This window comes from Kitasatospora sp. NPDC059827 (assembly GCF_042731675.1).
In the GTDB taxonomy this organism is placed as follows: Bacteria; Actinomycetota; Actinomycetes; order Streptomycetales; family Streptomycetaceae; genus Kitasatospora.
The window spans coordinates 14,422-37,906 of the sequence record NZ_JBHWIV010000087.1 but is presented as its reverse complement, the minus strand read 5'-3'; the positions used below and the strand labels follow the sequence as shown (position 1 = coordinate 37,906).

The 23,485-nt window shown below is 73.9% G+C and carries 20 protein-coding genes; 11 read left to right on the top strand and 9 right to left on the bottom strand.

Annotated elements, in window-relative coordinates; translation table 11 throughout:
• The first annotated feature begins 251 nt into the window (after positions 1–251).
• Together ACFV8H_RS34595 and ACFV8H_RS34590 are read left to right on the top strand one after the other, a co-directional pair.
• Positions 252–659, top strand: a complete 408-nt coding sequence (locus ACFV8H_RS34595; RefSeq protein ID WP_380407815.1) for a YciI family protein — start codon at positions 252–254, stop codon at positions 657–659.
• A 20-nt stretch (positions 660–679) separates the two neighbouring features.
• Positions 680–1,825, top strand: coding sequence for an RNA polymerase sigma factor (locus tag ACFV8H_RS34590; protein WP_380407821.1), 1,146 nt, complete (start codon positions 680–682; stop codon positions 1,823–1,825).
• Positions 1,826–1,834: 9 nt separating this feature from the next.
• Here ACFV8H_RS34590 and ACFV8H_RS34585 read toward each other — a convergent pair whose 3' ends face one another.
• From ACFV8H_RS34585 to ACFV8H_RS34565, 5 genes are all read right to left on the bottom strand, one after another.
• Complete coding sequence (locus tag ACFV8H_RS34585; protein WP_380407814.1) at positions 1,835–3,145, bottom strand: DUF58 domain-containing protein; 1,311 nt, start codon at positions 3,143–3,145, stop codon at positions 1,835–1,837.
• A gap of 62 nt (positions 3,146–3,207) precedes the next feature.
• Positions 3,208–4,188, bottom strand: a complete 981-nt coding sequence (locus ACFV8H_RS34580; protein ID WP_380407819.1) for an AAA family ATPase — start codon at positions 4,186–4,188, stop codon at positions 3,208–3,210.
• A gap of 26 nt (positions 4,189–4,214) precedes the next feature.
• On the bottom strand, positions 4,215–5,453 hold the full coding sequence (locus ACFV8H_RS34575) for a DUF4350 domain-containing protein (protein ID WP_380407812.1): 1,239 nt from the start codon (positions 5,451–5,453) through the stop codon (positions 4,215–4,217).
• On the bottom strand, positions 5,450–6,157 hold the full coding sequence (locus tag ACFV8H_RS34570; protein WP_380407810.1) for a DUF4129 domain-containing protein: 708 nt from the start codon (positions 6,155–6,157) through the stop codon (positions 5,450–5,452). Before ACFV8H_RS34570 ends, ACFV8H_RS34575 begins: the two co-directional genes overlap by 4 nt.
• Before the next feature lie 5 nt (positions 6,158–6,162).
• The gene (locus ACFV8H_RS34565) at positions 6,163–7,317 is read right to left on the bottom strand and encodes a hypothetical protein (protein WP_380407808.1); all 1,155 of its coding nucleotides are present in this window, start codon (positions 7,315–7,317) and stop codon (positions 6,163–6,165) included.
• 287 nt (positions 7,318–7,604) lie between these two features.
• On the opposite strand from ACFV8H_RS34565, the gene mtrA reads away from it, so the two are divergent.
• The 3 genes from mtrA to ACFV8H_RS34550 all read left to right on the top strand — a co-directional run bounded on the left by mtrA (position 7,605) and on the right by ACFV8H_RS34550 (position 12,325).
• On the top strand, positions 7,605–8,282 hold the full coding sequence (mtrA, locus tag ACFV8H_RS34560; RefSeq protein WP_030283937.1) for an MtrAB system response regulator MtrA: 678 nt from the start codon (positions 7,605–7,607) through the stop codon (positions 8,280–8,282).
• Positions 8,283–8,406: 124 nt separating this feature from the next.
• Positions 8,407–10,389, top strand: coding sequence for an MtrAB system histidine kinase MtrB (gene mtrB / locus ACFV8H_RS34555; RefSeq protein WP_380407806.1), 1,983 nt, complete (start codon positions 8,407–8,409; stop codon positions 10,387–10,389).
• A 58-nt stretch (positions 10,390–10,447) separates the two neighbouring features.
• Positions 10,448–12,325 (top strand): LpqB family beta-propeller domain-containing protein, encoded by a 1,878-nt coding sequence (locus ACFV8H_RS34550; RefSeq protein WP_380407804.1) that lies wholly within the window; start codon positions 10,448–10,450, stop codon positions 12,323–12,325.
• 6 nt (positions 12,326–12,331) lie between these two features.
• On the opposite strand, the gene ACFV8H_RS34545 is transcribed toward ACFV8H_RS34550, so the two are convergent.
• Positions 12,332–13,063: a ComF family protein gene (locus ACFV8H_RS34545; protein ID WP_380407802.1), complete on the bottom strand. Its 732-nt coding sequence runs from the start codon at positions 13,061–13,063 to the stop codon at positions 12,332–12,334.
• A gap of 379 nt (positions 13,064–13,442) precedes the next feature.
• Between ACFV8H_RS34545 and hpf the strand changes: the two genes are divergently transcribed.
• Both hpf and ACFV8H_RS34535 read left to right on the top strand, forming a co-directional pair.
• Positions 13,443–14,138, top strand: a complete 696-nt coding sequence (gene hpf, locus ACFV8H_RS34540) for a ribosome hibernation-promoting factor, HPF/YfiA family (protein WP_360244504.1) — start codon at positions 13,443–13,445, stop codon at positions 14,136–14,138.
• Between the two features lie 240 nt (positions 14,139–14,378).
• A complete protein-coding gene (locus tag ACFV8H_RS34535; RefSeq protein WP_375882957.1) occupies positions 14,379–15,137 on the top strand; it encodes a response regulator in 759 nt (252 codons plus the stop codon).
• 18 nt (positions 15,138–15,155) lie between these two features.
• Here the strand turns inward: ACFV8H_RS34535 and ACFV8H_RS34530 are convergent, their stop codons facing one another.
• Positions 15,156–16,361 (bottom strand): winged helix-turn-helix domain-containing protein, encoded by a 1,206-nt coding sequence (locus ACFV8H_RS34530; protein ID WP_380407800.1) that lies wholly within the window; start codon positions 16,359–16,361, stop codon positions 15,156–15,158.
• Between the two features lie 39 nt (positions 16,362–16,400).
• Positions 16,401–16,982: a GNAT family N-acetyltransferase gene (locus ACFV8H_RS34525; RefSeq protein WP_380407798.1), complete on the bottom strand. Its 582-nt coding sequence runs from the start codon at positions 16,980–16,982 to the stop codon at positions 16,401–16,403.
• Positions 16,983–17,224: 242 nt separating this feature from the next.
• Here ACFV8H_RS34525 and secA point away from each other — a divergent pair, with 242 nt between their 5' ends.
• Positions 17,225–19,987 (top strand): preprotein translocase subunit SecA, encoded by a 2,763-nt coding sequence (gene secA, locus ACFV8H_RS34520; protein WP_380407796.1) that lies wholly within the window; start codon positions 17,225–17,227, stop codon positions 19,985–19,987.
• Positions 19,988–20,079: 92 nt separating this feature from the next.
• On the opposite strand, the gene ACFV8H_RS34515 is transcribed toward secA, so the two are convergent.
• Positions 20,080–20,613, bottom strand: coding sequence for an Rv3235 family protein (locus ACFV8H_RS34515; protein ID WP_380407794.1), 534 nt, complete (start codon positions 20,611–20,613; stop codon positions 20,080–20,082).
• A gap of 349 nt (positions 20,614–20,962) precedes the next feature.
• On the opposite strand from ACFV8H_RS34515, the gene ACFV8H_RS34510 reads away from it, so the two are divergent.
• The 3 genes from ACFV8H_RS34510 to ACFV8H_RS34500 all read left to right on the top strand — a co-directional run bounded on the left by ACFV8H_RS34510 (position 20,963) and on the right by ACFV8H_RS34500 (position 23,458).
• Positions 20,963–22,078, top strand: a complete 1,116-nt coding sequence (locus ACFV8H_RS34510) for a patatin-like phospholipase family protein (protein ID WP_380407792.1) — start codon at positions 20,963–20,965, stop codon at positions 22,076–22,078.
• A 101-nt stretch (positions 22,079–22,179) separates the two neighbouring features.
• The gene (locus ACFV8H_RS34505; RefSeq protein WP_375882972.1) at positions 22,180–22,689 is read left to right on the top strand and encodes a DUF6912 family protein; all 510 of its coding nucleotides are present in this window, start codon (positions 22,180–22,182) and stop codon (positions 22,687–22,689) included.
• Positions 22,690–22,801: 112 nt separating this feature from the next.
• Positions 22,802–23,458, top strand: coding sequence for an HAD family hydrolase (locus ACFV8H_RS34500; RefSeq protein ID WP_380407790.1), 657 nt, complete (start codon positions 22,802–22,804; stop codon positions 23,456–23,458).
• Positions 23,459–23,485 lie beyond the last annotated feature (27 nt).

Below are 23,485 nucleotides of genomic sequence, written 5' to 3'. Positions count from 1 at the left end.
GCGGTTGGTACTGCTGGGGGTACCCTGTGGGAGAGTAGGACGCCGCCGAACAATCATTCAGAGAAGGCCCACCCGGGTGACCGGGTGGGCCTTTTCGCGTTCTCAGGGCTTCCGGAGGACGACAGAAAGACAGGACGACAGGGAGACGGGCGAAAAAATCTTGGCCGGTCGTGTCGAGAACCCGTGGCCGGCTCCGTCCCAGGGGTGAGCGCGGCCACAATGGGTCGCACGAGCTCCGAAGGAGAAGCACGATGGCCAAGTACCTGCTGCTCAAGCACTACCGAGGCGCCCCGACTCCGGTCAACTGCGCACCGATGGACCAGTGGACGCCGGAGGAGGTCACGGCGCACATCAAGTACATGCAGGACTTCGCGGCCCGGCTGGAGCAGACCGGCGAGTTCGTCGACGCCCAGGCGCTCGCGCCCGAGGGGTCGTGGGTGCGGTACGACGGCGAGGGGCGGCCGCCGGTGACGGACGGTCCGTTCGCGGAGACCAAGGACCTCATCGCCGGCTGGATGGTGATCGACGTGGACAGCCACGAGCGCGCCCTGGAGCTGGCCGGTGAACTGTCGGCGGCCCCGGGGGCCGGTGGGAAGCCGATCCACGAATGGCTGGAGCTGCGTCCGTTCCTGGCCATGCCGCCGACCGTCACGGAGTGACCTCTCCCGTGACCTTCCCGATGAACGAGGCCCTGATCCGGGGCCTCACCCCGGGTGTGCTGGGTGTCCTCGTCCGCCGCGGAGCCGACTTCGCGGCGGCCGAGGACGCCGTGCAGGAGGCGCTGGTCGAGGCGGTCCGCGTCTGGGCGGGCGATCCGCCGCGGGATCCGAAGGGCTGGTTGGTCACCGTTGCCTGGCGGAAGTTCCTCGACGCGACCAGGGCGGACACCGCCCGCCGCCGCCGGGAGGACCTGGTCGACCAGGAGCCGGAGCCCGGTCCGGCGGCCTCGGTGGACGACACCCTGCAGCTCTACTTCCTGTGCGCCCACCCGTCGTTGACGCCGTCCTCCGCGGTCGCGCTCACCCTGCGCGCGCTCGGTGGGCTGACCACCCGGCAGATCGCCCAGGCCTATCTGGTGCCCGAGGCGACCATGGCGCAGCGGATCAGCCGGGCCAAGCGCACCGTCTCGGCGGTCCGTCTCGATCGGCCGGGCGACGTCGCGACCGTGCTGCGGGTGCTCTACCTGGTGTTCAACGAGGGCTACTCCGGGGACGTCGACCTCGCCGCCGAGGCGATCCGGCTGACCCGGCAGCTGACGGCGGCGATCGACCACCCCGAGGTGGCGGGGCTGCTGGCGCTGATGCTGCTGCACCACGCCCGGCGGGCCGGCCGGACCGGTCCCGACGGAAGCCTGGTGCCGCTCGCGGAGCAGGACCGGCGGCTCTGGGACACCGGCGCGATCGCGGAGGGCGTCGGCATCCTGCAGACGGCCCTGGCCCGGGACCGGCTGGGGGAGTTCCAGGCCCAGGCGGCCATCGCGGCGCTGCACGCCGACGCGCCCACCGCCGGGGAGACCGACTGGGTGCAGATCGTCGAGTGGTACGACGAGTTGGTGCGGCTGACGGACAGTCCGGTGGTGCGGCTGAACCGTGCGGTGGCGGTCGGTGAGGCCGACGGGCCGCGGGCCGGCCTGGCGGCGCTCGGTGAGCTGGACGAGGCGCTGCCCCGGTACGCGGCCGCCGCGGCGTACCTCCACGAGCGTGCCGGGGAGCCGGTGGTGGCAGCCCGGCTGTACGCCGAGGCGGCCCGCCGGGCGTCCAACCTCGCGGAGCGCGACCACCTCACGCGCCAGGCGGCCCGGCTCAACGCCGGCCGCCGCACCTGATCCGGTGTCTCAGAGCCGGCCGGCCGCCTTGAGCGCCAGGTAGGTGTCCGCCAGCGCCGGGGCGATCTGGGCCGGCGGGGCGTCGAGGACGGTGACCCCGCTGCGGGTGAGGCGGTCGGCGGTGTGCCGGCGGTCGGCGCGGGTCTGTTCGGCGGCGGCGGCGCCGTAGACGGCCTCCACGGTGCCGCGGCCGGCGGCCAGCACGTCCAGGTGCGGGTCGGCGACGGAGGCGAGGACGACCTCGTGGCGCTTGGTGAGCAGCGGCAGCAGTGGGCGCAGGCCGTCCTCGACGGAGGCCGCGTCCAGGCCGGTGAGCAGCACGACGAGCGAGCGGTGCGGCGCCATCGTGAGCGCGGTGGAGACCAGCGCGCGCATGTCGGTCTCGTGCAGCGCGGGTTCCAGCAGGGCCATCGCGTTGGTGAAGGAGGGCAGGATCTCGCTGGGGGAGCTGCCGATGACCGAGGCGCGCTTGCGGGCGTCGTGGGCGAGCAGGTCGACCCGGTCGCCGGCGCGGGTGGCGAGGGCGGTGAGCAGCAGGGCGGCGTCGAGGGCGGCGTCCAGGCGGGGGGCGTCGCCGACGCGGCCGGCCGAGGTGCGGCCGGTGTCGAGGACGATCAGGATGTGCCGGTCGCGTTCGGGGCGCCAGGTGCGGACGGCGACGGTGTTGCGGCGGGCGCTGGCGCGCCAGTCGATGGAGCGGACGTCGTCGCCGGGCAGGTACTCCCGCAGCGAGTCGAACTCGGTTCCCTGGCCCCGGGTCAGCACCGAGGTCCGGCCGTCGAGTTCGCGCAGCCGGGCGAGCCGGGAGGGCAGGTGCTTGCGGCTGTTGAACGGGGGGAGGGCGCGGACCGTCCAGGGGACGTGGTGGGAGCCCTGGCGGCCGGCCAGGCCGAGCGGGCCGAGCGAGCGGACCGTCACGCGGTGGGCGTGGTGGTCGCCGCGGCGGCCCGGGGTGAGCACGGTGACGGCCCGGCGCCGTTCGCCGCCGGGGACGGCGAGGGTGTGCCGGGAGGCGGTCCCGGAGGTGCCGGGGCGCCAGGCGGAGGGGGCCCAGGCGTCGCGGACCAGGGCCCGCAGCGGCCGTCCGGAGGTGTTGCTGACGGTCAGTTCGACCGAGGCGGTGTCGCCGAGCCGGACGGTGGTGTCGCCGCCCCGGGCGATCCGCAGGCTGCGGACGGGGGCGGCGAGCACCAGGTCGACCAGGACGGCGAGCAGGACGGCGCCGGTGACGGCTCCGATCCCGGTCCAGGAGGGCAGCAGGAGGCCCACGAAGAGCGCGCCGAGCGCGGCGATCAGGGCGGTTCGCCCGGTGAGGGCCATGCGGGTGCGCTCCTTCGGAAGCCCGGTGTGTTCGAGGACCCGGTACGCCTACCGGTGGTGGATCAGCGGGGGGCGGGCGTCTGGGCGAGGACGGCCTGGATGACGGAGTCGGCGGTGACGCCCTCCATCTCGGCCTCGGCGCGCAGCGCGACGCGGTGCCGCAGGGTGGGCAGGGCGAGCGCCTTGACGTCGTCCGGGGTGACGTAGTCCCGCCCGGCCAGCCAGGCCCAGGCGCGCGAGGCGGCGAGCAGCGCGGTGGCACCGCGTGGGGAGACGCCGATCGACAGCGACGGGGACTGCCGGGTGGCCCGGCAGAGGTCGACGATGTACGCCAGGATCTCGGGCGAGACGGTGAGCTTCGCGATCTGCTCGCGGGCGGCGGCCAGGTGTTCGGGCCCGGCGACCGGGCGGACGCCGGCGGCGGCGAGGTCCTTGGGGTCGAAGCCGGAGGCGTGCCGGGACAGGACCTGGAACTCCTGGTCGCGGTCGGGCAGCGGGAGGATCAGCTTGAGCAGGAAGCGGTCCAGCTGGGCCTCGGGCAGCGGGTAGGTGCCCTCGTACTCGACCGGGTTCTGGGTCGCGGCGACCAGGAACGGGACGGGCAGCGCGCGCGGTTCGCCGTCGACGGTGACCTGCCGCTCCTCCATGGCCTCCAGCAGGGCGGCCTGGGTCTTGGGCGGGGTGCGGTTGATCTCGTCGGCGAGCAGCAGGTTGGTGAAGACCGGGCCGGGCTGGAAGGAGAACTCGGCGGTGCGGGCGTCGTAGACGAGCGAGCCGGTGACGTCGCCGGGCATCAGGTCGGGGGTGAACTGGATGCGCTTGGTCCCCAGGCTGAGCGCCGTGGACAGGGTGCGCACCAGCAGGGTCTTGGCGACGCCGGGGACGCCCTCCAGGAGCACGTGGCCGCCGCAGAGGAGGGCCACCACCAGGCCGGTGACGGCGGCGTCCTGGCCGACGACGGCCTTGCCGATCTCGGCGCGCAGGGCGGTCAGGGCCGCGCGCGGGTCGGTGACGGGGGTGGCGGGCGCCGTGCCGGGGGTGATGCGGAGCTGGGCGGTTGCCTGTTCGGTCACGGGTTCCGTACCTGCCTTTCGAGGGCGTCGAGGTCGTCGGCGAGCCGCAGCAGTGCGGCGTCGTCGGTCGGGGGCGGGCCGTACAGCAGGGCCCGGACGTCCCCGGCGGGTCGCGCGGGGAGGCGGTCGGCGACGGCCGCGCAGAGCGCCTCCGGCTCCGGTCCGCCGGCCTGGAGCGGGAGGCCCAGGGCGGGGGCGAGGCGGTGGGCGGTGGCGCGGCGCAGCGCCTCGGCGGCGCGGCCGTGGGCCTTGGCCCGCCGGTAGAGGCGGGCGCGGCCCTCGGTGGTCTCGGCGGCGCGGACCACCACGGGCAGGTTCTCGCTGACCACCGGGCCGAGTCGGCGGGCGCGCCAGAGGGCGGCGAGCACGGCGGCGACGGCGAGTTGGTAGAAGGCCCAGTGCCAGCCCTTCGGGATGTAGTCGCCGAAGCTCTTGCGCGGGGTGCCCTCGGCGACCGGCGCGGAGTAGTCGGGCAGGTGCCAGGTGAGGCGGGGCTGCGAGCCGAGCAGGCCGAGGGCGAGCGAGGCGTTGCCGTCGTCGGCGAGCCGGCGGTTCTGCAGGAACTCGCCGCTGCCGAGGACGATGACGTTGCCGCCGCCGTCGTCGGGGGCGCTGACCAGCGGGTAGCCGTGGTGGTACGGGTAGCAGCCGTCGCCGCGGCTGCCGCTGGTGTAGAGCGTGCCGCCCATCGCGGCGGCGCCGGCCCGTACGGCTTCGGGGAGGGCGCAGCCCGGGTGGGTGCTGCGGACGGACGTGAACGGGATGCCGCCGACCTCGTCGGAGGTGCGGATGCCGGGGGCGAGCGCGCTGAGGGCGGCCGGGCCGGGGTTGATCAGGACCAGCCGCCGGTGCCGGGCGGCGGCGACGGCGCGCAGCTCGGCCGGGCTCAGCAGGTCGGGTTCGGGCAGCACCAGGGTGTCGGCGCCGTCGGCGGGGGCCGTGGGGTCGGTGCGCAGTTCGGTCCGGACGCCCTGGCCCTGGAGCAGGGCGACCACGGCGTGGGTGCCGTCGGCGTCGTAGGAGCGGGGGTCGAGCGGCGGGTAGCGGTGGCCGGCGTTGAGGACGGCGAGGCCGACGGCGGCGACCAGCAGGACGGCGAGGGCGACCAGGTACCAGCGGGCGCGGCGGGCCAGGCCGCGCCCGGTGGGGGCGAGGCTGGTCGGTGCGGCGTCGGCGGCGGGTCGTTCGGCGGTGGGTCGTTCGGGGGTGGGGGGAGCCGGGGCGGTGCTGGTCATGCCGCTCCTCCCGGGGTCGGGGTCGGGGCCGGCGCCGGGGCGGTGGCCGCGGCGTGGGCGAGCACCGGGCGGCTGCGCTCCAGGGCCCGGTCGAGGTCCAGCAGCAGCTGGTACGCGGCCTGGTCGGCGGTGCGCTCGCCGTAGGCGATGTCGTCGAAGGTGCGGGCGGCGGCGGTCAGTGCGGCGGCCTGGTCGGGCAGGGCCCGGCCGGCTTCGGCGGCGGCCTCGTCGGCGGTGCGGCCGGGGCGGGTGTCGAGCAGGGTGCGCTCCTCCAGGGCCCGGACCAGCGCGCGCATCTGCTCGCGGACGGCCTCGGTCCAGCGGCCGGCGGCGGCGTGCCCGGCGGCGTCGGCGCGGTACTGCGCGGCGGTGCGCGGGCCGGTGGCGCCGTACACGCCGTAGTCGGTGCGGGCGGTGCGCTTGGGCGCGCCGAGGCGCCACCAGAGGGCGGCGGCGATCACCGCGGCGACGACCAGGAAGAGCACCAGTCCGGTGGTGCCGTCGGTGCCGCCGCCGGAGATGCCGCCCACGGCGCGGTCGATGTGGTCCCAGATCCAGTCGATGACCCGTTCCGGGACGCTCGGGTCGTTCTTGTGGTACTCGGCCTTGAGCAGCTCGTCGCGGGCGGCGTCGCGGGCCGGGTCCCGTGGAACGGTGACCGGGGCGCCGCCGGCGGCGAGGAGCCTGTCCCCCCAGATAGGCATCCGGTTCAGTGCCTCGCGGGGGTCTGGTCGGCGTGGCCGCTCCAGCCGGTGCCGCCCTGTTCGGGCAGTCCGGCGGCGCGGGCGAGCTCGATGTCCAGGGCCTCGCGGCGGATCCGCTGGTCGATGTAGACCAGCACGCCGACGGCGGCCAGGAACGGGGTGGTCAGGGCGGAGGCGATGATCCCGGCGAGCGCGGTCAGCACCATCATGCCGACGGACTCGTGGGCGGTGTCGCCGAGCCGGTCCATGGAGCCGAGGCCGAGGACCAGGCCGAGGAAGCGGAACGGGATGGCGAGCGTCACTCCGACGATCCCGGCCAGCACCCGGCTCAGCAGGACGATGCCGAGGATCCGCCACCAGGCGCCGCGGGCCAGCCGGCGGGAGCGCGAGAGCGCGGTCACCACGCCCTGCTTCTCCAGCATCAGCGCGGGGGCGGCCAGGCTGTAGCGGATCAGCAGCCAGAGGCCGACCGGGACGGTCAGCAGGCCGACCAGGAACAGCAGGGCCGCGGTGCCGGGGGTGTCCGAGCCGCCCGCCGTGTAGCCGATCAGCGGGGTGAAGCCGAGCAGCACCACGCCGACGCTCATCAGGGTGGTGAGCACGGTGAGCCCGAGCAGTTGCAGCAGCCGGGGGCGGGCGTCGCGCCAGGCGTCGCCGGCGGTCACCGGTCGGCCGAGGACGGCGCGGCTGACCACGATGGTGAGCAGGGCGACGGCCAGCGCGTCGAGCAGCAGCGACAGCGGCATGGTGGCGAGCAGGGTGAGCAGCTGGGTGGAGGCGCCGGTACGGCCCTTGACCAGCAGCTTGGCGACGAAGGCGCCGGCCTGGTCGACGACGGCGATGCCGAGCGAGAGGGTGAGCGCGGTGCGCCAGTTCCGGCGGACGGTGGTGACGGCGCCGTCGAGCAGTTCGCCGATGCTGAGCGGGCGCAGCGGGATGACGCCGGGCCGGGGGCTGCGCGCGCTCTCCCAGCCGTACGGGCCCTGGCCGGGGGGCTGGGTGCCGCGGTTCGGCTGTCCGTACTGGGCGTCCCAGGCGGGTGCGGCCTGAGGGGGTGCCGACGGCCCGGGCACGGCGGCGGGCGCGTCGGCCGGGGGCCGGGTGCCGTCGCGGGGTGGCTCGGACGAGCTGGGCGAGGCCCAGCCCGGAGTGTCGGTCATCACTGCTCCTCGGAGGGGCGTCCTGGGCGCGGCTCCGGGCGGATCTTTCGCCCGCGCGCAGCGCCCATCGTGCCATGGGGCCCGGAGACGCCCCAGGGGTATCCGGTTGCTGATCGACAACGGGGGCCGCCGGGGGGTCGGACGGCGGGTTCCGGACAGTTCGGAGGCGCTCCGAGGAGGGCTATTCGCCCGGTATGGCCGGAATTCGACGGCGGTGGAGTTGGCCGTTGTGGAGCAATGGCACTGCTGTGCGGCAGGTCACAATCCGGTAATGAGAAGATGGACCCATGAAGGGACGCGTCCTCGTCGTTGATGACGACTCCGCACTGGCCGAGATGCTCGGCATCGTGTTGCGTGGTGAGGGTTTTGAGCCGTTTTTCGTCGCGGATGGGGACAAGGCGCTAGCCGCGTTCCGGGAGAGCAAGCCCGATCTGGTCCTGCTCGACCTGATGCTGCCCGGCCGGGACGGCATCGACGTGTGCCGGCAGATCCGGGCCGAGTCCGGCGTCCCGATCGTCATGCTGACCGCGAAGACCGACACGGTCGACGTCGTGGTGGGCCTGGAGTCCGGCGCCGACGACTACGTCACCAAGCCGTTCAAGCCCAAGGAACTGGTGGCCCGGGTGCGGGCGCGGCTGCGCCGTGCCGAGGAGCCGACACCCGAGCAGCTGACCATCGGCGACCTGGTGATCGACGTGGCCGGCCACTCGGTGAAGCGGGACGGGCGCAGCATCCCGCTGACCCCGCTGGAGTTCGACCTGCTGGTCGCGCTGGCCCGCAAGCCCTGGCAGGTGTTCACTCGCGAGGTGCTGCTGGAGCAGGTGTGGGGCTACCGCCACGCGGCGGACACCCGCCTGGTCAACGTCCACGTGCAGCGCCTCCGTTCCAAGATCGAGAAGGACCCGGAGCGCCCCGAGATCGTGGTGACCGTCCGCGGCGTCGGCTACAAGGCCGGACCCAGCTGACGTGACGGACCGGGCTGACGACACCCCGTCGGGTTCCGCGACCGACGGGGCGGGGGCCGTGCGCGGGGACGTGCTGAGTTCGACCACCCGCCGCCGTCGCGGCCCGTCCGGAGTGTTCGGTCTGATGAAGCGTCAGCTCAGGCGCCCGGCACGCCGGGTCACCGCGCTGTACCGCCGGTCGATCCAGTTGCGCGTGGTCGCGGTGTCCCTGCTGGCCTCCATCGCGGTGGTCCTGGTGTTGGGCGTGGTCGTGGTGGCGCAGGTGCGCACCGGCCTGCTCGACACCAAGATCGACGCGGCCCGGGCGCAGGCCCGGATCGGCTTCCAGGTCGAGCAGAAGAAGATCGACGAGGCCCGGGACCAGGCGCTGCGCGGCGCCGTCGACCCGAGCACCGCGGAGACCGGCACCTGGCTGCTGCGCCAGGTCAACGACCTCGCCGCGAGCGGGCAGACGGTCTACTCGGTGATCGCGATGGCCCCCGGCACCGGGACGGTCGTGCCGGACAGCGCCGGCTTCGCGCCGCGCTACTCGGGCGACATCCAGCCCAGCAGCATCCCGGACAGCCTGCGCGCGAAGCTCTTCGAAGAGCCCGGCCAGATGTTCGACCAGCCGACCCGGATCCACCGCTCGCCCGAGGGCGGCGGCAAGAGCGAGCCCGGACTGGCCCTCGGCATGCAGTTCGTCGGCCCGGCCGACACCAGCTACCAGCTGTTCTACGTGTTCTCCTTCGGCCAGGAGACCGACACCCTCAACCTGATCACCGGCACCCTGGCGACCGCCGGCGTGTTCGTGGTGATCCTGATGGGCGGCATCGCCTGGGTCGTGGTGCGCCAGGTGGTCACCCCGGTCCGGATGGCCGCGGGCATCTCCGAGCGGCTCGCCGACGGGCACCTGGAAGAGCGGATGAAGGTGACCGGGACGGACGACATCGCCCGCCTCGGGGAGTCGTTCAACCGGATGGCCAACGCCCTCCAGGCGCAGATCCGCCAGCTGGAGGAGCTCTCCCGGGTGCAGCGGCGCTTCGTCTCTGACGTCTCGCACGAGCTGCGCACCCCGCTGACCACGGTCCGGATGGCCGCCGACCTGATCTACGACAGCCGCGAGGACCTGGACCCGATGGCGGCCCGCTCGGCGGAGCTGCTCCAGGGCCAGCTCGACCGCTTCGAGTCGCTGCTCGCCGACCTGCTGGAGATCAGCCGCTTCGACGCAGGCGCCGCGATCCTGGACGCCGAGCCGGTCGACCTGCGGGAGATCGTCGGCCGGGTGGTCGAGGCCGCCGAACCGCTGGCGGAGGCCAAGGGCAGCGCCGTGGTGATCCGCGGTGACGGCGAGCCGGTGCTCGCCGAGGTGGACTCCCGCCGGATCGAGCGCATCCTGCGCAACCTGGTGGTCAACGCGCTGGAGCACGGCGAGGGCCGCGACGTGGTCGTGCGCCTCGGCTCGGCCGACGGCGCCGTCGCGGTCGGCGTGCGCGACTACGGCATCGGACTCAAGCCGGGCGAGGCGTCCCGGGTGTTCCACCGCTTCTGGCGGGCGGACCCGTCCCGGGTGCGCACCACCGGCGGCACCGGGCTGGGCCTGTCCATCGCGGTCGAGGACGCCCACCTGCACGGCGGCTGGCTCCAGGCCTGGGGCGAGCCCGGCGGAGGCTCGCACTTCCGGCTGACCCTGCCCCGCACCCGCGGCGGCGAGATCAACCGGGCGCCGTTCCGGCTGGAGCCGGAGGACTCCCGCAACAACCGGGGCCTGGGCGCGTACGGCACGCCGTACCGGCGGGCGATCGCCCCGGCGGGCGCCACGGCGATGACCGCCGCCGAGGAGCAGGCCGAGGCGCCCGAGGGGCCCGGCAACGGGCTGGGCAGCGGCCTCGGCGGAGTGCTGAACATCGGCCCCGGACTGGGCCGGAGCCGGCTGCCCGAGGGGCCGCGCGCGGACCCCTCGGACGTGCGGACGGCGGGGGCCGGTTACGGCGTCATCGGCGCCCAGGTCATGGTGGACCCGACGCCCGGACGGCCGTCGGTGGCGCAGCGTACGGCGGAGCCGGACGTGACGGGTGGGACGGACCTGGAGGGGTCGCAGCGTGCGAAGGACGAGCAACACGACTAGGGGCCTGCCCCGTCGTCGGTCCGTGGGCGGGCGTCGGTCCGTGGGCGGGCGTCGGTCCGTGGGTGGGAGTGCGAGGACCGGCCCCGCGCCGCTGCTCGTGGCGGTGGCCGGCGCGGTGCTCGTCACCCTGGTGGCGAGCGGCTGCGCGGCCATGCCGGACTCCGGCGGCATCACCAAGGTGGAGCTGTCCCAGGGCTCGGCCGACAAGAACCTGCAGGCCAGGGTCTTCCCGGTGGCGCCCGGCAAGGGCGCCAAGCCGCGCGAGCTGCTGACCGGGTTCCTGGACGCGGTGACCGCCGACGAGGGGTACGAGACCGCGCGCAAGTACCTCACCGAGCGCGCCGCGGCGAGCTGGAACCCGGACGCGGGCATCCAGGTGCTCTCCGCCACGAAGATCCCGCTGGACCAGGTCGCCGACGCCGACACCAAGTACTCGTCGACGGTCTCCGGGCAGCTGGTGGCCAAGGTCGACGACAAGCACTCCTACCTGCTGGTGGCGGGGCAGAACAACAACGTCTTCGACTTCACCTTCGTGCGGGAGCGCGACGGCGACTGGCGGATCGATTCGCTGCCGCCCGGCGTGATCATGAACGAGACCAACTTCCGGAACAGCTTCCGGCAGGTCGAGCGCTTCTTCTACACCACCCCCGACCCGTCGGTGCCGGCCCCCGCCAACGGCGGCCAGGAGGTGCTGATAGCCGACCCGATCTACCTGCGCCGCCGGATCGACCCGCTGGCCTCGGCCGCCAAGGCGCTGGTCTCCGGGCCGTCGACCTGGCTCTCGCCGGTGGTCCGGACGGCCTTCCCGACCGGCACCACGGTCGACAAGGTGAGCATCGACGACAGCCGGATCGCCCACGTGCAGGTCGGCGGGGCCGACCTGGCCGACCCGCTGGCCTGCCGGCGGATGGCGGCCCAGCTCTTCTACACCTTCGCCGACCAGGGCAAGGGCCAGGTCGAACGGCTGGAACTGCGCGGTCTGCGGGGCTCCTGCACGGCCAGCCGCACCGACGACCCGGCCGTCGGCCCCGGCGCGCTGGCCGGGCGACTGCCCGTGCAGCAGTACTACCAGCGCGCCGACAACGGCGCCCTGATGGCGGCCGACGACGGGCACACCGGCGACCCGGTGCTCGGGGTGCTCGGCAAGCCGCACGCGAGCGGAGCGCCCGTCCTGGGCGCCGTCGCGGTCAGCCGGGACGGCACCCAGGCCGCCGCGCTCTCGGACGACGGCCACCAGCTCTACGCGGTGCCGCTGCAGACCGGCACGGCGACGATGCCCGAACCGGTGCTCAGCTCCCCGGCGAAGGCCGGGGCCAAGGACGACGGCCTCACCTCGCCCAGCTGGGACGGCCGCGGCGACCTCTGGGTGGTGGACCGCAACCCGCAGAACCCGCGGGTCGTCATGGTGCGCGGCGGTAAGACGTACACCGCCTCGGTGGACGGGCTGACCGGGCAGACGGTGCAGGCGTTGAAGCTCTCCTCGGACGGCGCCCGGATCGCCCTGGTGGTCAAGTCCCCCGGGGTGAACGGGAGTTCACTGATGTTCGGGCGGGTGGAGCACGGCGGCACGCCGCAGGCGCCGACCGTGCGGATCACCGGCGTCCGCCCGGCGGCCCCCTCGCTCGTCGACGTCGCCTCGGTGTCCTGGTCGGAGACCGACCAGCTGCTGGTGCTCGGCAAGGAGCAGGACCGCCCCCAGCAGCTGTACTACATCAGCACCGACGGCTCGCAGAGCACGGACGGTCAGCTGCAGACCGGCAACGGCCTGCCGTCCTCCCCGCAGTCGATCTCTACGGCGGAGTCCCGCGGCTACATCCTGGCCCAGCCCTCGCCGGTGCTCGCGGTGGCCGCGGGCACTGTCTACCGGCTGGTCAACAACCAGTGGCGGGAAGCCCAGTTGGTGGACAAGGCCCGCTCGTACTTCTACCCGGGCTGACCTGCCCTAGCCGTATCGACCCGGCGGGTGCACCGCGGTGGCCGCGACGGTGGCGGCGGCGCGGGCCGGCAGTCCGGCGTCGGCCAGGGCCCGGGCGGCCTCGGCCAGGCTCGCCCCGGTGGTCACCAGGTCGTCCACCAGCACCGGCTGACGGCCGGCCAGGCCCCGACGGGCGCGCGGCAGGACGGTGAGCGCGCCGTGCAGGTTGCGCCGCCGCTCGGCGGCGTTCAGCCCGGCCTGGTCGGCGACCGGGCGGGCGTGCCGCAGCAGCGGCGCGGCCCGGGCGTCCAGGCCGGCCCGGCGCAGCGAGCGGGCGGCGGCCCCGGCCAGCCGCAGCGTCGGGTCGTGCCCCCGGGCGCGCACGGCGGCGCGGGCCGAGGGCATCGGGACCAGCAGCAGCGGCGCGGCCCCGGCGCGGGCCCCCAGGGCGGAGCGCACCGCCCGTCCGAGCGCCTCGCCGAGCGGCCCGGCCAGGCGCAGCGCGCCGCGTTCCTTGTGGGCGAGCAGCAGTTGCCGCACCGGGTCGGCGTACGGCGCGGCCGCGTGCGCCCAGGGCAGCAGGGTGGGGCCGGGCCGGGTGGCGGTCAGCGCGTGCCGGCAGGCCGGGCAGAGCTGGGTGCGCTCGGCGCCGCAGCCCGCGCAGTCGGCGGGGAGCAGGACGTCCAGCAGCCCGGCCAGTGCGTGGCCGAACGGTGTCCGCGCGGACGGCGGACGGGCGGGCGAGGGGGTCGGCGGCACGGCTGCTCCTGGCGGCTTCGGCACGGAGAGTCAGCAAAGGATCCGCCGTATGGGGGGCGTTGTCCAGGTATTTACCCATACTTCACTCGCAGGAGGGTAGACAGGGTGCAACGGTTTGACCGCCCACTCCCAGTGCCACCCGAAGTATCGGGTCATACCCCCCTTCCCGCCCGGGGAGGCGAAAACCCCGCGTGAGGTGTTCGATAAGGCTCCAGGGGGTTTCAACCGTCCCTGATGGGGAGGAAGTGAGATGAGGGCCAGTCGTTTCCGCCGCTGGCGGCGGAGCGGGGGGCCGGCAGTGGATGGGCTGGTCCAGCTGGAGCTCAGTCCGGTCCGGTAGCACCCGGATCGGCGTCAGCACGAGGGATCGGAGTTCTGCGTGGACATCGTCGTCAAGGGCCGCAAGACCGAGGTGCCCAAGAGGTTCCGCGAGCACGTGGCCGAGAAGCTGGAGAAGGTCCAGAAGTTCGACGGCAAGGTGATCAGCCTCGACGTCGAGGTGTCCAAGGAGCACAACCCGCGGCAGGCCGACCGGTCCGACCGCGTGGAGATCACTCTCCGTACCCGGGGCCCGGTGATCCGGGCCGAAGCCGCCGCCGGCGACCCGTACGCGGCGCTCGACCTGGCTTCGGCGAAGCTCGACGCGCAGCTGCGCAAGTCCGCGGACCGGCGCCGGGTGCACAAGGGCGGCGCGAACGGCCGCACCCCCATCAGCGTCGCCGAGGCGACCGCGGCCCTGGCCGCGCTGCCCGAGACCACGGCGCACGAGGGCGAGACCAACGGGGCCGTCCGCAAGACCATGATGGGATCCCTGGAAGTGGAGGGCGAAGGCCCGCTGGTGGTCCGGGAGAAGACCCACTCGGCCGCCCCCATGGCGCTGGACCAGGCGCTCTACGAGATGGAGCTGGTCGGCCACGACTTCTACCTGTTCGTGGAGAAGGACAGCGGCCTGCCGAGCGTCGTCTACCGCCGGCACGGCTACCACTACGGCGTCATCCACGTGCAGCCGGACATGGCGGCCGGCGTGGCCAGCGGCGCCGGCGGTGCGATCGGCCGGTCCGTCGACGAGGACTGACCGTCCCGGCAGTTGAACACGGAGGGGTGACCCCGGCGGCAGCGACCGCCGGGGTCACCGGCGTTCCGGGGCGTTCCACGCGTTCCGGACACCGGCCGGTGGGACGGGCTCGAACGGGGCTCGGGTCCGTTGTGTCCAGGGGTCACCCGATGCGGGGCAATCGGCGCCGGAGGGTGACCGCGGCGGTGGCGGGGCGTGGAATGATTGGGCGCACGTCGACCCGCGAAGGGGGAGGAGCGGATGGGGGATCACTTCGGGCTGGGGCCCGCTGGGGGACCGGTTACCGGATTGCCGCCGGGGCCGGAGGAGGAACCCGCGTACGCGCCGCGCCGGGGTGAGCCGATCCGCGTCCTGGTGGTGGACGACCACGCGTTGTTCCGCCGCGGGCTGGAGATCGTGCTGGCGGAGGAGCCGGACATCAAGGTCGTCGGCGAGGCCGGGGACGGTGCCGAAGCCGTGCTCAAGGCCGCCGACCTGCTGCCCGACATCATCCTGATGGACGTCCGGATGCCGCGCCGCAGCGGGATCGAGGCCTGCACGGCGATCAAGGACGTGGCGCCCAGCACCAAGATCATCATGCTGACCATAAGCGACGAGGAGGCCGACCTCTACGAGGCGATCAAGGCGGGGGCCACCGGCTACCTGCTCAAGGAGATCTCCACCGACGAGGTCGCCACCGCGATCCGGGCGGTCGCCGACGGGCAGTCGCAGATCAGCCCGTCGATGGCCTCCAAGCTGCTCACCGAGTTCAAGTCGATGATCCAGCGGCGCTCCGACGACCGGGACCTCGTCCCGGCGCCCCGGCTCACCGACCGGGAGCTGGAGGTGCTCAAGCTGGTGGCGACCGGGATGAACAACCGGGAGATCGCCAAGGAGCTTTTCATCAGCGAGAACACGGTGAAGAACCACGTCCGCAACATCCTGGAAAAGCTCCAACTGCATTCCAGGATGGAGGCCGTGGTGTACGCGATGCGGGAGAAGATCCTCGAAATAGGGTGACCGGCGCCCGCCGCCGGGCTACCGGGCGAGCAGCTTCTCCAGGGCCGGGCGCAGCCGTTCGTCGTGCAGCGCCTCGACCCGCACCCCGTCGCAGCCGACCCAGGCGGCCGCCTCGCGCAGGGCGGTGGCGAGCGCCTCGACCTGCCGGGCGCCGCCCCGGTCGTCCGTCAGCGAGACCTGCCGGGCGACCAGCGTGCGGCCCTCCCGGGCCGGGTCGACCCGGCCGACCAGCCTGCCGCCGGTGAGCAGCGGCATCGCGAAGTAGCCGTGCACCCGCTTGTGCTTGGGGGTGTAGGCCTCCAGCCGGTGGGTCATGCCGAAGATCCGCTCGGTGCGGGCGCGGTCCCAGATCAGCGAGTCGAACGGCGAGAGCAGCGTGGTGCGGTGGCGCCCGCGCGGTGCGGTGGCCAGCGCGGCCGGGTCGGCCCAGGCGGCGGCCCGGCCGCCGTCCGGGCCCCAGCCCGCCACCTCGACCGGGACCAGCCCGCTGTCCGCGAGCACCCGGTCCAAGTCCTCGGCGCGCAGCCGGTGGTAGTCCTGGAGGTCGGCCCGGGTGGCCACGCCGAGCGCGGACCCGGCCTGGGCCACCAGGGTGCGCAGGCACTCCTCGTCGGACCGGTCCTGGCCGAACAGGGCGTCGGGGACGGCCTGTTCGGCCAGTGCGTAGACCCGCTTCCAGCTCCGGCGGTCGGTGCAGACCACGTCGCCGAAGGCCAGCGCCCGCTCCACCGCGATCTTGGTGTCGGACCAGTCCCACCACTCGGCCGTCCGCTTGGCCCCGCCCAGCTCGGTGGCGGTCAACGGCCCCTCGGCGCGGAGCTTGTCGAGCACCGCCCGGTACGTCCCGGGCGCGACCTGGTGGCTCCAGAGGCTGCCGCGCTCGCGGTAGCGGCGGCGCCGGAAGGCGAACAGCGGCCACTCCTCGACCGGCAGGACGCAGGCCGCGTGCGACCAGTACTCGAAGGTGGTGCCCGCGCCCCAGTAGGCCGCCTCGACCGCCGGGCGGCCGACCGCGCCCAGCCGGGCGTAGGGCACCAGCTCGTGCGAGCGGGCCAGCACCGAGATGGTGTCCAACTGGACGGCGCCCAGGTGCCGCAGCACTCCGCGTGCGCCGGCCCGGCGGTCGGGCGCGCCCAGCAGGCCCTGGGCGCGCAGGGTGATCCGGCGGGCGTCGTCGGCGCCCAGGACGGTGACGGGCGCGGGCCCGGCGGCGGCAGCGGTCATGCCGGGGAGCGTAGCCGGGGGTACCGACAGCGGGCCGGGTCAGTCCTGGTCGGCCCCGGTCCGTCGGTCCAGGTCGGCGGGGAGCAGCGAGGCGACCCAGGCGTCCTGGAAGACGCCGCGCTGGTCGGCGTACGAGCGCAGGGTGCCCTCGTAGCGGTAGCCGACCCGCTCGGCGACCGCGCGCGAGCCGTCGTTGCCGACGTAGGCGAGCCACTGGAGGCGGCGCAGCCCGAGGTCGGTCAGCGCCCAGCGGGCGACCGCGCGGGCCGCCTCGACGGTGTAGCCGCGACCGCGCTGCTCCTGCACCGTCCACCAGCCGACCGAGGCGGCGGCCGGGTCGTCCGCCTTGCGGGTGACCGCCTGGGCGCCGACCAGCCGGCCCGTCCCGCGTTCGACCACGCACCAGATGAACTCGGAGTCCTTGGCCACGCCCTCGGGTGCCAGTGTGTGGACGAAGAACTCGGCGTCCTTGCGGCGGTAGGGCACCGGGACGACCGTCCAGCGCTGGATTTCGGCGTCCTGGCAGGCCGCGAAGATCGCGTCGATGTCGGACTCCTGCGGGGCCCGCAGGACCAGGCGGTCGGTGGTGAGGGTGACGAGTTCGTTGCGGGGCTGTTCCATGGGCGGATTATTTCTCCGCAGGAGGAATGCGGGCATCCGAATTCCGGGCCAACTCCCCGGCCCGTCGACCCTTTTGTCCCGGTGGACGGTGCTATCGGTCCATGTGCACGGGCGGGTGACACGGGAATACCGTGCTGACGCACCTCCCGGCGCATTGGACTCCTCGCATACGATGGCCCGTGCGGTGGGGTGGACCCCCCGTGCAGTCGTCCAGTGCCAATACAGGCAAGGAGCCCGCTCAAGTGTCCGTCTTCGACAAGATCCTGCGCGCCGGCGAAGGCAAGATCCTTCGCAAGCTGCAGCGGATTGCTGCCCAGGTCAACTCCATCGAAGAGGACTTCGTCAACCTCACCGACGCCGAGCTGCGCGCGCTGACCGACGAGTACAAGCAGCGGATCGTCGACGGCGAGACGCTGGACGACATCCTCCCCGAGGCGTTCGCCACCGTCCGCGAGGCGGCCAAGCGCGTGCTCGGCCAGCGGCACTACGACGTCCAGATCATGGGCGGCGCGGCCCTGCACCTCGGCTACGTCGCCGAGATGCGCACCGGTGAGGGCAAGACCCTCGTCGGCACCCTGCCCACGTACCTGAACGCGCTGACGGGCAAGGGCGTTCACCTGATCACCGTCAACGACTACCTCGCCGAGCGCGACTCGGAGTGGATGGGCCGGGTGCACCGCTTCCTCGGCCTCGAGGTCGGCGTGATCCTGTCGAACATGACGCCCGCCGAGCGCAAGCGCCAGTACGCGATGGACATCACGTACGGCACGAACAACGAGTTCGGCTTCGACTACCTGCGCGACAACATGGCCTGGTCGAAGGACGAACTCGTCCAGCGCGGCCACAACTTCGCGGTGGTCGACGAGGTCGACTCGATCCTCATCGACGAGGCCCGCACCCCGCTGATCATCTCCGGCCCGGCGGACCAGGCGACCAAGTGGTACGCCGACTTCTCCAAGCTGGTGCTGCGCCTCAAGATCGACCGCGACTACGAGGTCGACGAGAAGAAGCGCACCGTCGGCGTCCTGGAGGAGGGCGTCACCCGGGTCGAGGACTACCTGGGCATCGACAACCTCTACGAGTCGGTGAACACCCCTCTGGTCGGCTTCCTGAACAACGCCATCAAGGCCAAGGAGCTGTACAAGAAGGACAAGGACTACGTCGTCATGAACGGCGAAGTCATGATCGTCGACGAGCACACCGGCCGCATCCTGGCCGGGCGCCGCTACAACGAGGGCATGCACCAGGCGATCGAGGCCAAGGAGGGGGTGGAGGTCCAGAACGAGAACCAGACCCTGGCCACCATCACCCTGCAGAACTTCTTCCGTCTGTACGACAAGCTCTCCGGCATGACCGGTACCGGCACCACCGAGGCCGCCGAGTTCCACCAGATCTACAAGCTCGGCGTGGTGCCGATCCCGACCAACAAGACGCCGCTGCGCATCGACCAGCCCGACCTGATCTACAAGTCGGAGCCGGCCAAGTTCGCCGCCGTGGTCGAGGACATCGCCGAGAAGCACGAGAAGGGCCAGCCGGTGCTGGTCGGCACCGTGTCGGTCGAGAAGTCCGAGTACCTGTCGCAGGAGCTGCGCAAGCGCGGCATCCCGCACGAGGTGCTGAACGCCAAGCACCACGAGCGCGAGGCGCAGATCGTCGCCCAGGCAGGCCGCAAGGGCGCCGTCACCGTCGCCACCAACATGGCCGGCCGTGGCACCGACATCATGCTCGGCGGCAACCCGGACCACCTGGCGGCGGCCGAGCTGGCCCAGCGCGGGCTCTCCGAGGGCGACAACCCGGAGGAGTACGAGGCCGAGTTCCCGGCCGCGCTGGAGAAGGCCAAGGCCTCGGTCAAGGCCGAGCAGGACGAGGTCAAGGAGGCCGGCGGCCTCTACGTCCTCGGCACCGAGCGGCACGAGTCCCGCCGGATCGACAACCAGTTGCGCGGCCGCTCCGGCCGTCAGGGCGACCCGGGCGAGTCCCGCTTCTACCTGTCGCTGGGCGACGACCTGATGCGCCTGTTCAAGGCCGGCATGGTCGAGCGCGTGCTCTCGATGGCCAACGTGCCCGAGGACGTGCCGATCGAGTCCAAGATGGTCACCCGCGCGATCGCCTCCGCGCAGACCCAGGTCGAGCAGCAGAACTTCGAGATCCGCAAGAACGTCCTCAAGTACGACGAGGTGCTCAACCGCCAGCGCGAGGTCATCTACGGCGAGCGCCGCCGCGTCCTGGAGGGCGAGGACCTCCAGGAGCAGGTCAGCCACTTCATGGACGACACCGTCGAGGCCTACGTCAAGGCGGCCACCGGCGAGGGCTTCGAGGACGACTGGGACCTCGACAAGCTCTGGACCGCGTTCAAGCAGCTCTACCCGATCACCCTGGACCTCGCGGAGCTGGAGGAGGAGGTCGGCGGTCCGGCCGGCCTGACCTCGGACTTCCTGACCAAGGTCGTCCAGGAGGACGTCCAGGCGCAGTACGGCGCCCGCGAGGACCAGCTCGGCGAGGAGATCCTGCGCGAGCTGGAGCGCCGCGTCGTGCTGTCGGTGCTGGACCGCCGCTGGCGCGAGCACCTCTACGAGATGGACTACCTCCAGGAGGGCATCGGCCTGCGCGCCATGGCGCAGCGCGACCCGCTGGTCGAGTACCAGCGCGAGGGCTTCGACATGTTCACCGCGATGATGGAGGGCATCAAGGAGGAGTCCGTCGCCTACCTGTTCAACCTGGAGGTCCAGGTCGAGCAGCAGGTCGAGGAGGTGCCAGTGGCGGACGCCGAGGTGCTGCTCGACAAGCTGGAGAAGGACGCCGCCCGCCCGGAGATCAAGGCCAAGGGCCTGGAGGCCCCGAAGCCGCAGCGGCTGCACTACACGGCCCCCTCGGACGAGATCGGCGGCGGTGTCATCGAGGGCGACTTCGAGGACGGCCTGCCGGAGGACGAGGGCGACGGGCTGACCCGCGCCGAGCGCCGCAAGGCCGCCAAGTCCGCCAAGGGCCGCCGCCGCAAGGCCTGAGCCGCCGGCCGCAGGACGCCGCACAGGGCGCCGCTCCCGTACCGGGGCGGCGCCCTGCGCCGTCCCCTGGGGCGTGTTCCGGGCCGTGGTCGTCACCGGGCCTCCACGGCGGTGCACTGCCACTGGCCGGCCGGGCCGCGCTGCTCCAGCCGGAAGGCCACCATGTGGTGCCGCCGGCCGAGGTCGACCCGGACGCAGGCCTCGACGGCGTCCGGGGAGGGCGACCGGTCGTGCACCGGGCCGAGCCGGGGCCGGTCGGCCGGGCCGCCGCGGCGCAGCGCGCCGGCCCGGACCAGTGAGGCGAGCTGCCCGTAGCCGTCCAGGCTGGTGTGCCGCATCAGCTGGCCCGAGGGCCGGGCGCCGGTGAGCACCTCGACCAGCTGGTGGGCGAAGCGGGCGGCGAGCGCCCCGGCGTCGTGCCGGGCGGGGCCGGGTGCGGATCCGGGGGCGGTGCAGGCGGCGCGCGGGTGGCGGGGGCGGCGCCCGGTCGGGTCGCAGCCGCCGTCGGGTGTACGGACCCGGTGGTGCGGTCGGGCGGTCGGGTGCTCGGTCGGGCGGACGCGCCGGTGGGCGGTCGGCGCGGCGGTGGGCCGGGCGCTCGGGCAGGTGCGGGGGCTGACGGTCACGGTGGCTCCGAACAAGGGTGGTGCGGGTACGGACGGGTCCAGGCTGGCGGTGGTGATCACCGGGCGGCAACGGGTTTGCGGCCGGCCCTCGGGTCGGCGCGAAGTTCACCTATCCGGGTGAGCCGACCAGTGCGGCGACGGGCCCGGCGGCCGTGCTGGCGGCACCCGGTTGACGTGCGGGGACGGACCGGCCGGCCCGAAAGGGGACGTCCGGGTACGGCGGACCGGGTGGCCCCGCGGCGGGCTCCCGTTGCGCCGCCCGCGCGTCCGCGCGCACCATCGGAGCCTGACCCGAACCCGACGACGACGGGCGGCCGGGATGACGACAGCCGGGACGACCACAAGGGCGGTGACGGGGCCGGACACGCCCGCCCACGCCGGGGGCACCTCCCGGCGCGGCCTGGTGCTGGGCGGCGGCGGGATGCTCGGTGCGGCCTGGACGGTCGGCGCGCTCTGCGCCGTCGAGGAGGCCGTCGGACACCGGCCGGGCGAGGCGGACGTGCTGCTCGGCACCTCGGCGGGCGCCATCCTGGCCGCGATGCTGGCCGGGGGCGTGCGCCCCGAGCAGCTGCGCGACCACCAGCGCGGCCTGCCGATCACCGAGGGCCCGTTGGCCGGAGTGGCCTTCGACTACGACACCGCGGTGGGCGGCGCGCTGCCGCCCCGGCCGCGGGCCGGGATCGGCTCGCCCGGCCTGCTGCGGGACGCCGTCCGGCACCCGCGCGAGTACCCGCTGCTCACCATGGTCTCGGCGGTGGCGCCGCACGGCCGCGGCTCGCTGGCCCCGGTCGGCGAGCTGGTGCGCGGGCTGCTCGGCCCGGGCGGCTGGCCGCTCCCGGTGGGCGCGACGGGAGAGGCGGGAGCGATGGTAGAGGCCGAGGCCGCGGACGCCGTCCCGCCCAGCGCCGCCGCGGCCCCGCTGCGGGTGGCCGCGGTGGACTACCGCAGCGGCCACCGGGTGGTCTTCGGCGACCCGGACGCCCCCGACGTCCCGGTGGCCGGGGCCGTGATGGCCTCCTGCGCGATCCCCGGCTGGTTCGCGCCGGTGCGCCTGGACGGCTCGGCCTACGTGGACGGCGGCTGCTGGTCGGCCACCAACGCCGACCTGCTGCTCGGCCGCGGCCTGGACGAGGTGTACGTGCTCGCCCCGATGGCCCTGCGGCTCGGCCCGCGGTCGGAGCGCTCCGACCGCGGCCCGGTGGTCGCACTGCGCGACTGGCGGGCCCGGGACCGCCCGCGCGGGGTGCTGGCCCAGCTGGTCAGCCGCTACCGCCGCGCCGTGACCCGGCAGCTGCTGCGCGAGGCCGCGCTGCTGCGGGCCGAGGGCGTCCGGGTGCGGCTGCTCGCGCCCACCCCGGCCGACCTGGCGGTGATGGGCCCGAACCTGATGGACCCGGCCCGCCGCGGCGCGGTGCTGGAGAGCGGCCTGCGCAGCGCCCGGGAGGCGCTCGGGGCGGCGCGGTAGCCCCGGGCACCGGTGCGAGGGCTCAGGTGATCACGCCCGGTGCGGCTGAGCTTATTCTTGGGGCGCTGGAGTAGCTTCGCGGAAACCGGAGAGTGCCACCGATGCGCGTGTACGTGCCCACCACCCTGACCGGCCTGGCGGCGGCGCACGAGGGCGGTGCCCTGGACCAGTCCGCGGCGTACGCCGTGACGCCCGCGCTGCGCGAGTGGTACGTCAGCGACGACCTGGAGGAGCTGGAGTACGCGGCGCTCAACCGGGCCGCGCAGTCCTCGCTGCGGCTGCTGGCGGCCGACCCGGACTCCCCGCGCCGGCGCGTCGTGGTGGCGCTGGACGTGGCCGACTCGGCGGTGCGGCCCTTCCCCGGTGACGAGTACCAGGACCAGGCCTCGCTCGGCCGGGTGGTGCTGGCCGGCCCGGTGAAGCTGGCGAAGGCCGCCTCGGTGCACGCGGACGTGGCCGACGACGAGGTGGTCGAGGACGTCGCCGCCGCGGTGGCGGCGGTGGCCGCGGCCGACGCGGGCGACCAGGACGCCCAGTTCACCGTGGACGGCGCCGAGGACCACGACCTGCTCTGGTACGCGACCCAGGAGATCCCCGCCCTGCTGGCGTAGGACCGTCCCGACGTAGGACCGCCCCGGCGTGCGACCGACCCGGCGTGCGACCGTTGCGGGGGTGACCCCGCTCCTACCGGCGTATCGGCCGTTCGGGTTACCGTTTGATCCCGTGCGCACTCACATCGTTTGGGACTGGAACGGCACGCTCTTCCACGACATGGACGCCGTCCTCGGCGCGAGCAACGCCGCGTTCGCGACCATCGGCGTCGGGCCGATGACCCTGCAGCAGTACCGCGAGCAGTACGAGATCCCGATCCCCCGGTTCTACGAGCGGCTGCTCGGTCGGATGCCCTCCACGGAGGAGTGGCTGCGACTGGACGACGCCTTCCACGACCGCTACGTCGAGCTCAGCCGGGCCTGCGGCCTGACCGAGGGCGTGCCCGAGCTGCTGGCGGGCTGGCAGGCGGCCGGGCACAGCCAGTCCCTGCTGTCGATGTACGAGCACGAGAAGCTCGTCCCGCTGGTCGACGGCTTCGGCCTGACCGGCAGCTTCCTGAGGGTGGACGGCCGCAGCGGCCCCTCCGGCGGCCAGAAGGCGCAGCAACTGACCAGGCACCTGGCCGAGCTCGGCGAGCGGGTCGACCCGGCCCGTACGGTGCTGATCGGCGACGCCGCGGACGACGCCCTGGCGGCGCTGCACGCGGGGGCCCGCGCGGTGCTGTACACCGGGGGCTCGCACACCCGGGAGAAGCTGGAGCCGGTCGGCGTCCCGGTGGTGGACAGCCTGACCGAGGCGGTCGAGCTGGCGGGCCGGCTGACGGGCTGAGCCGAGGCGGTCGAGCCGGCTGACCGG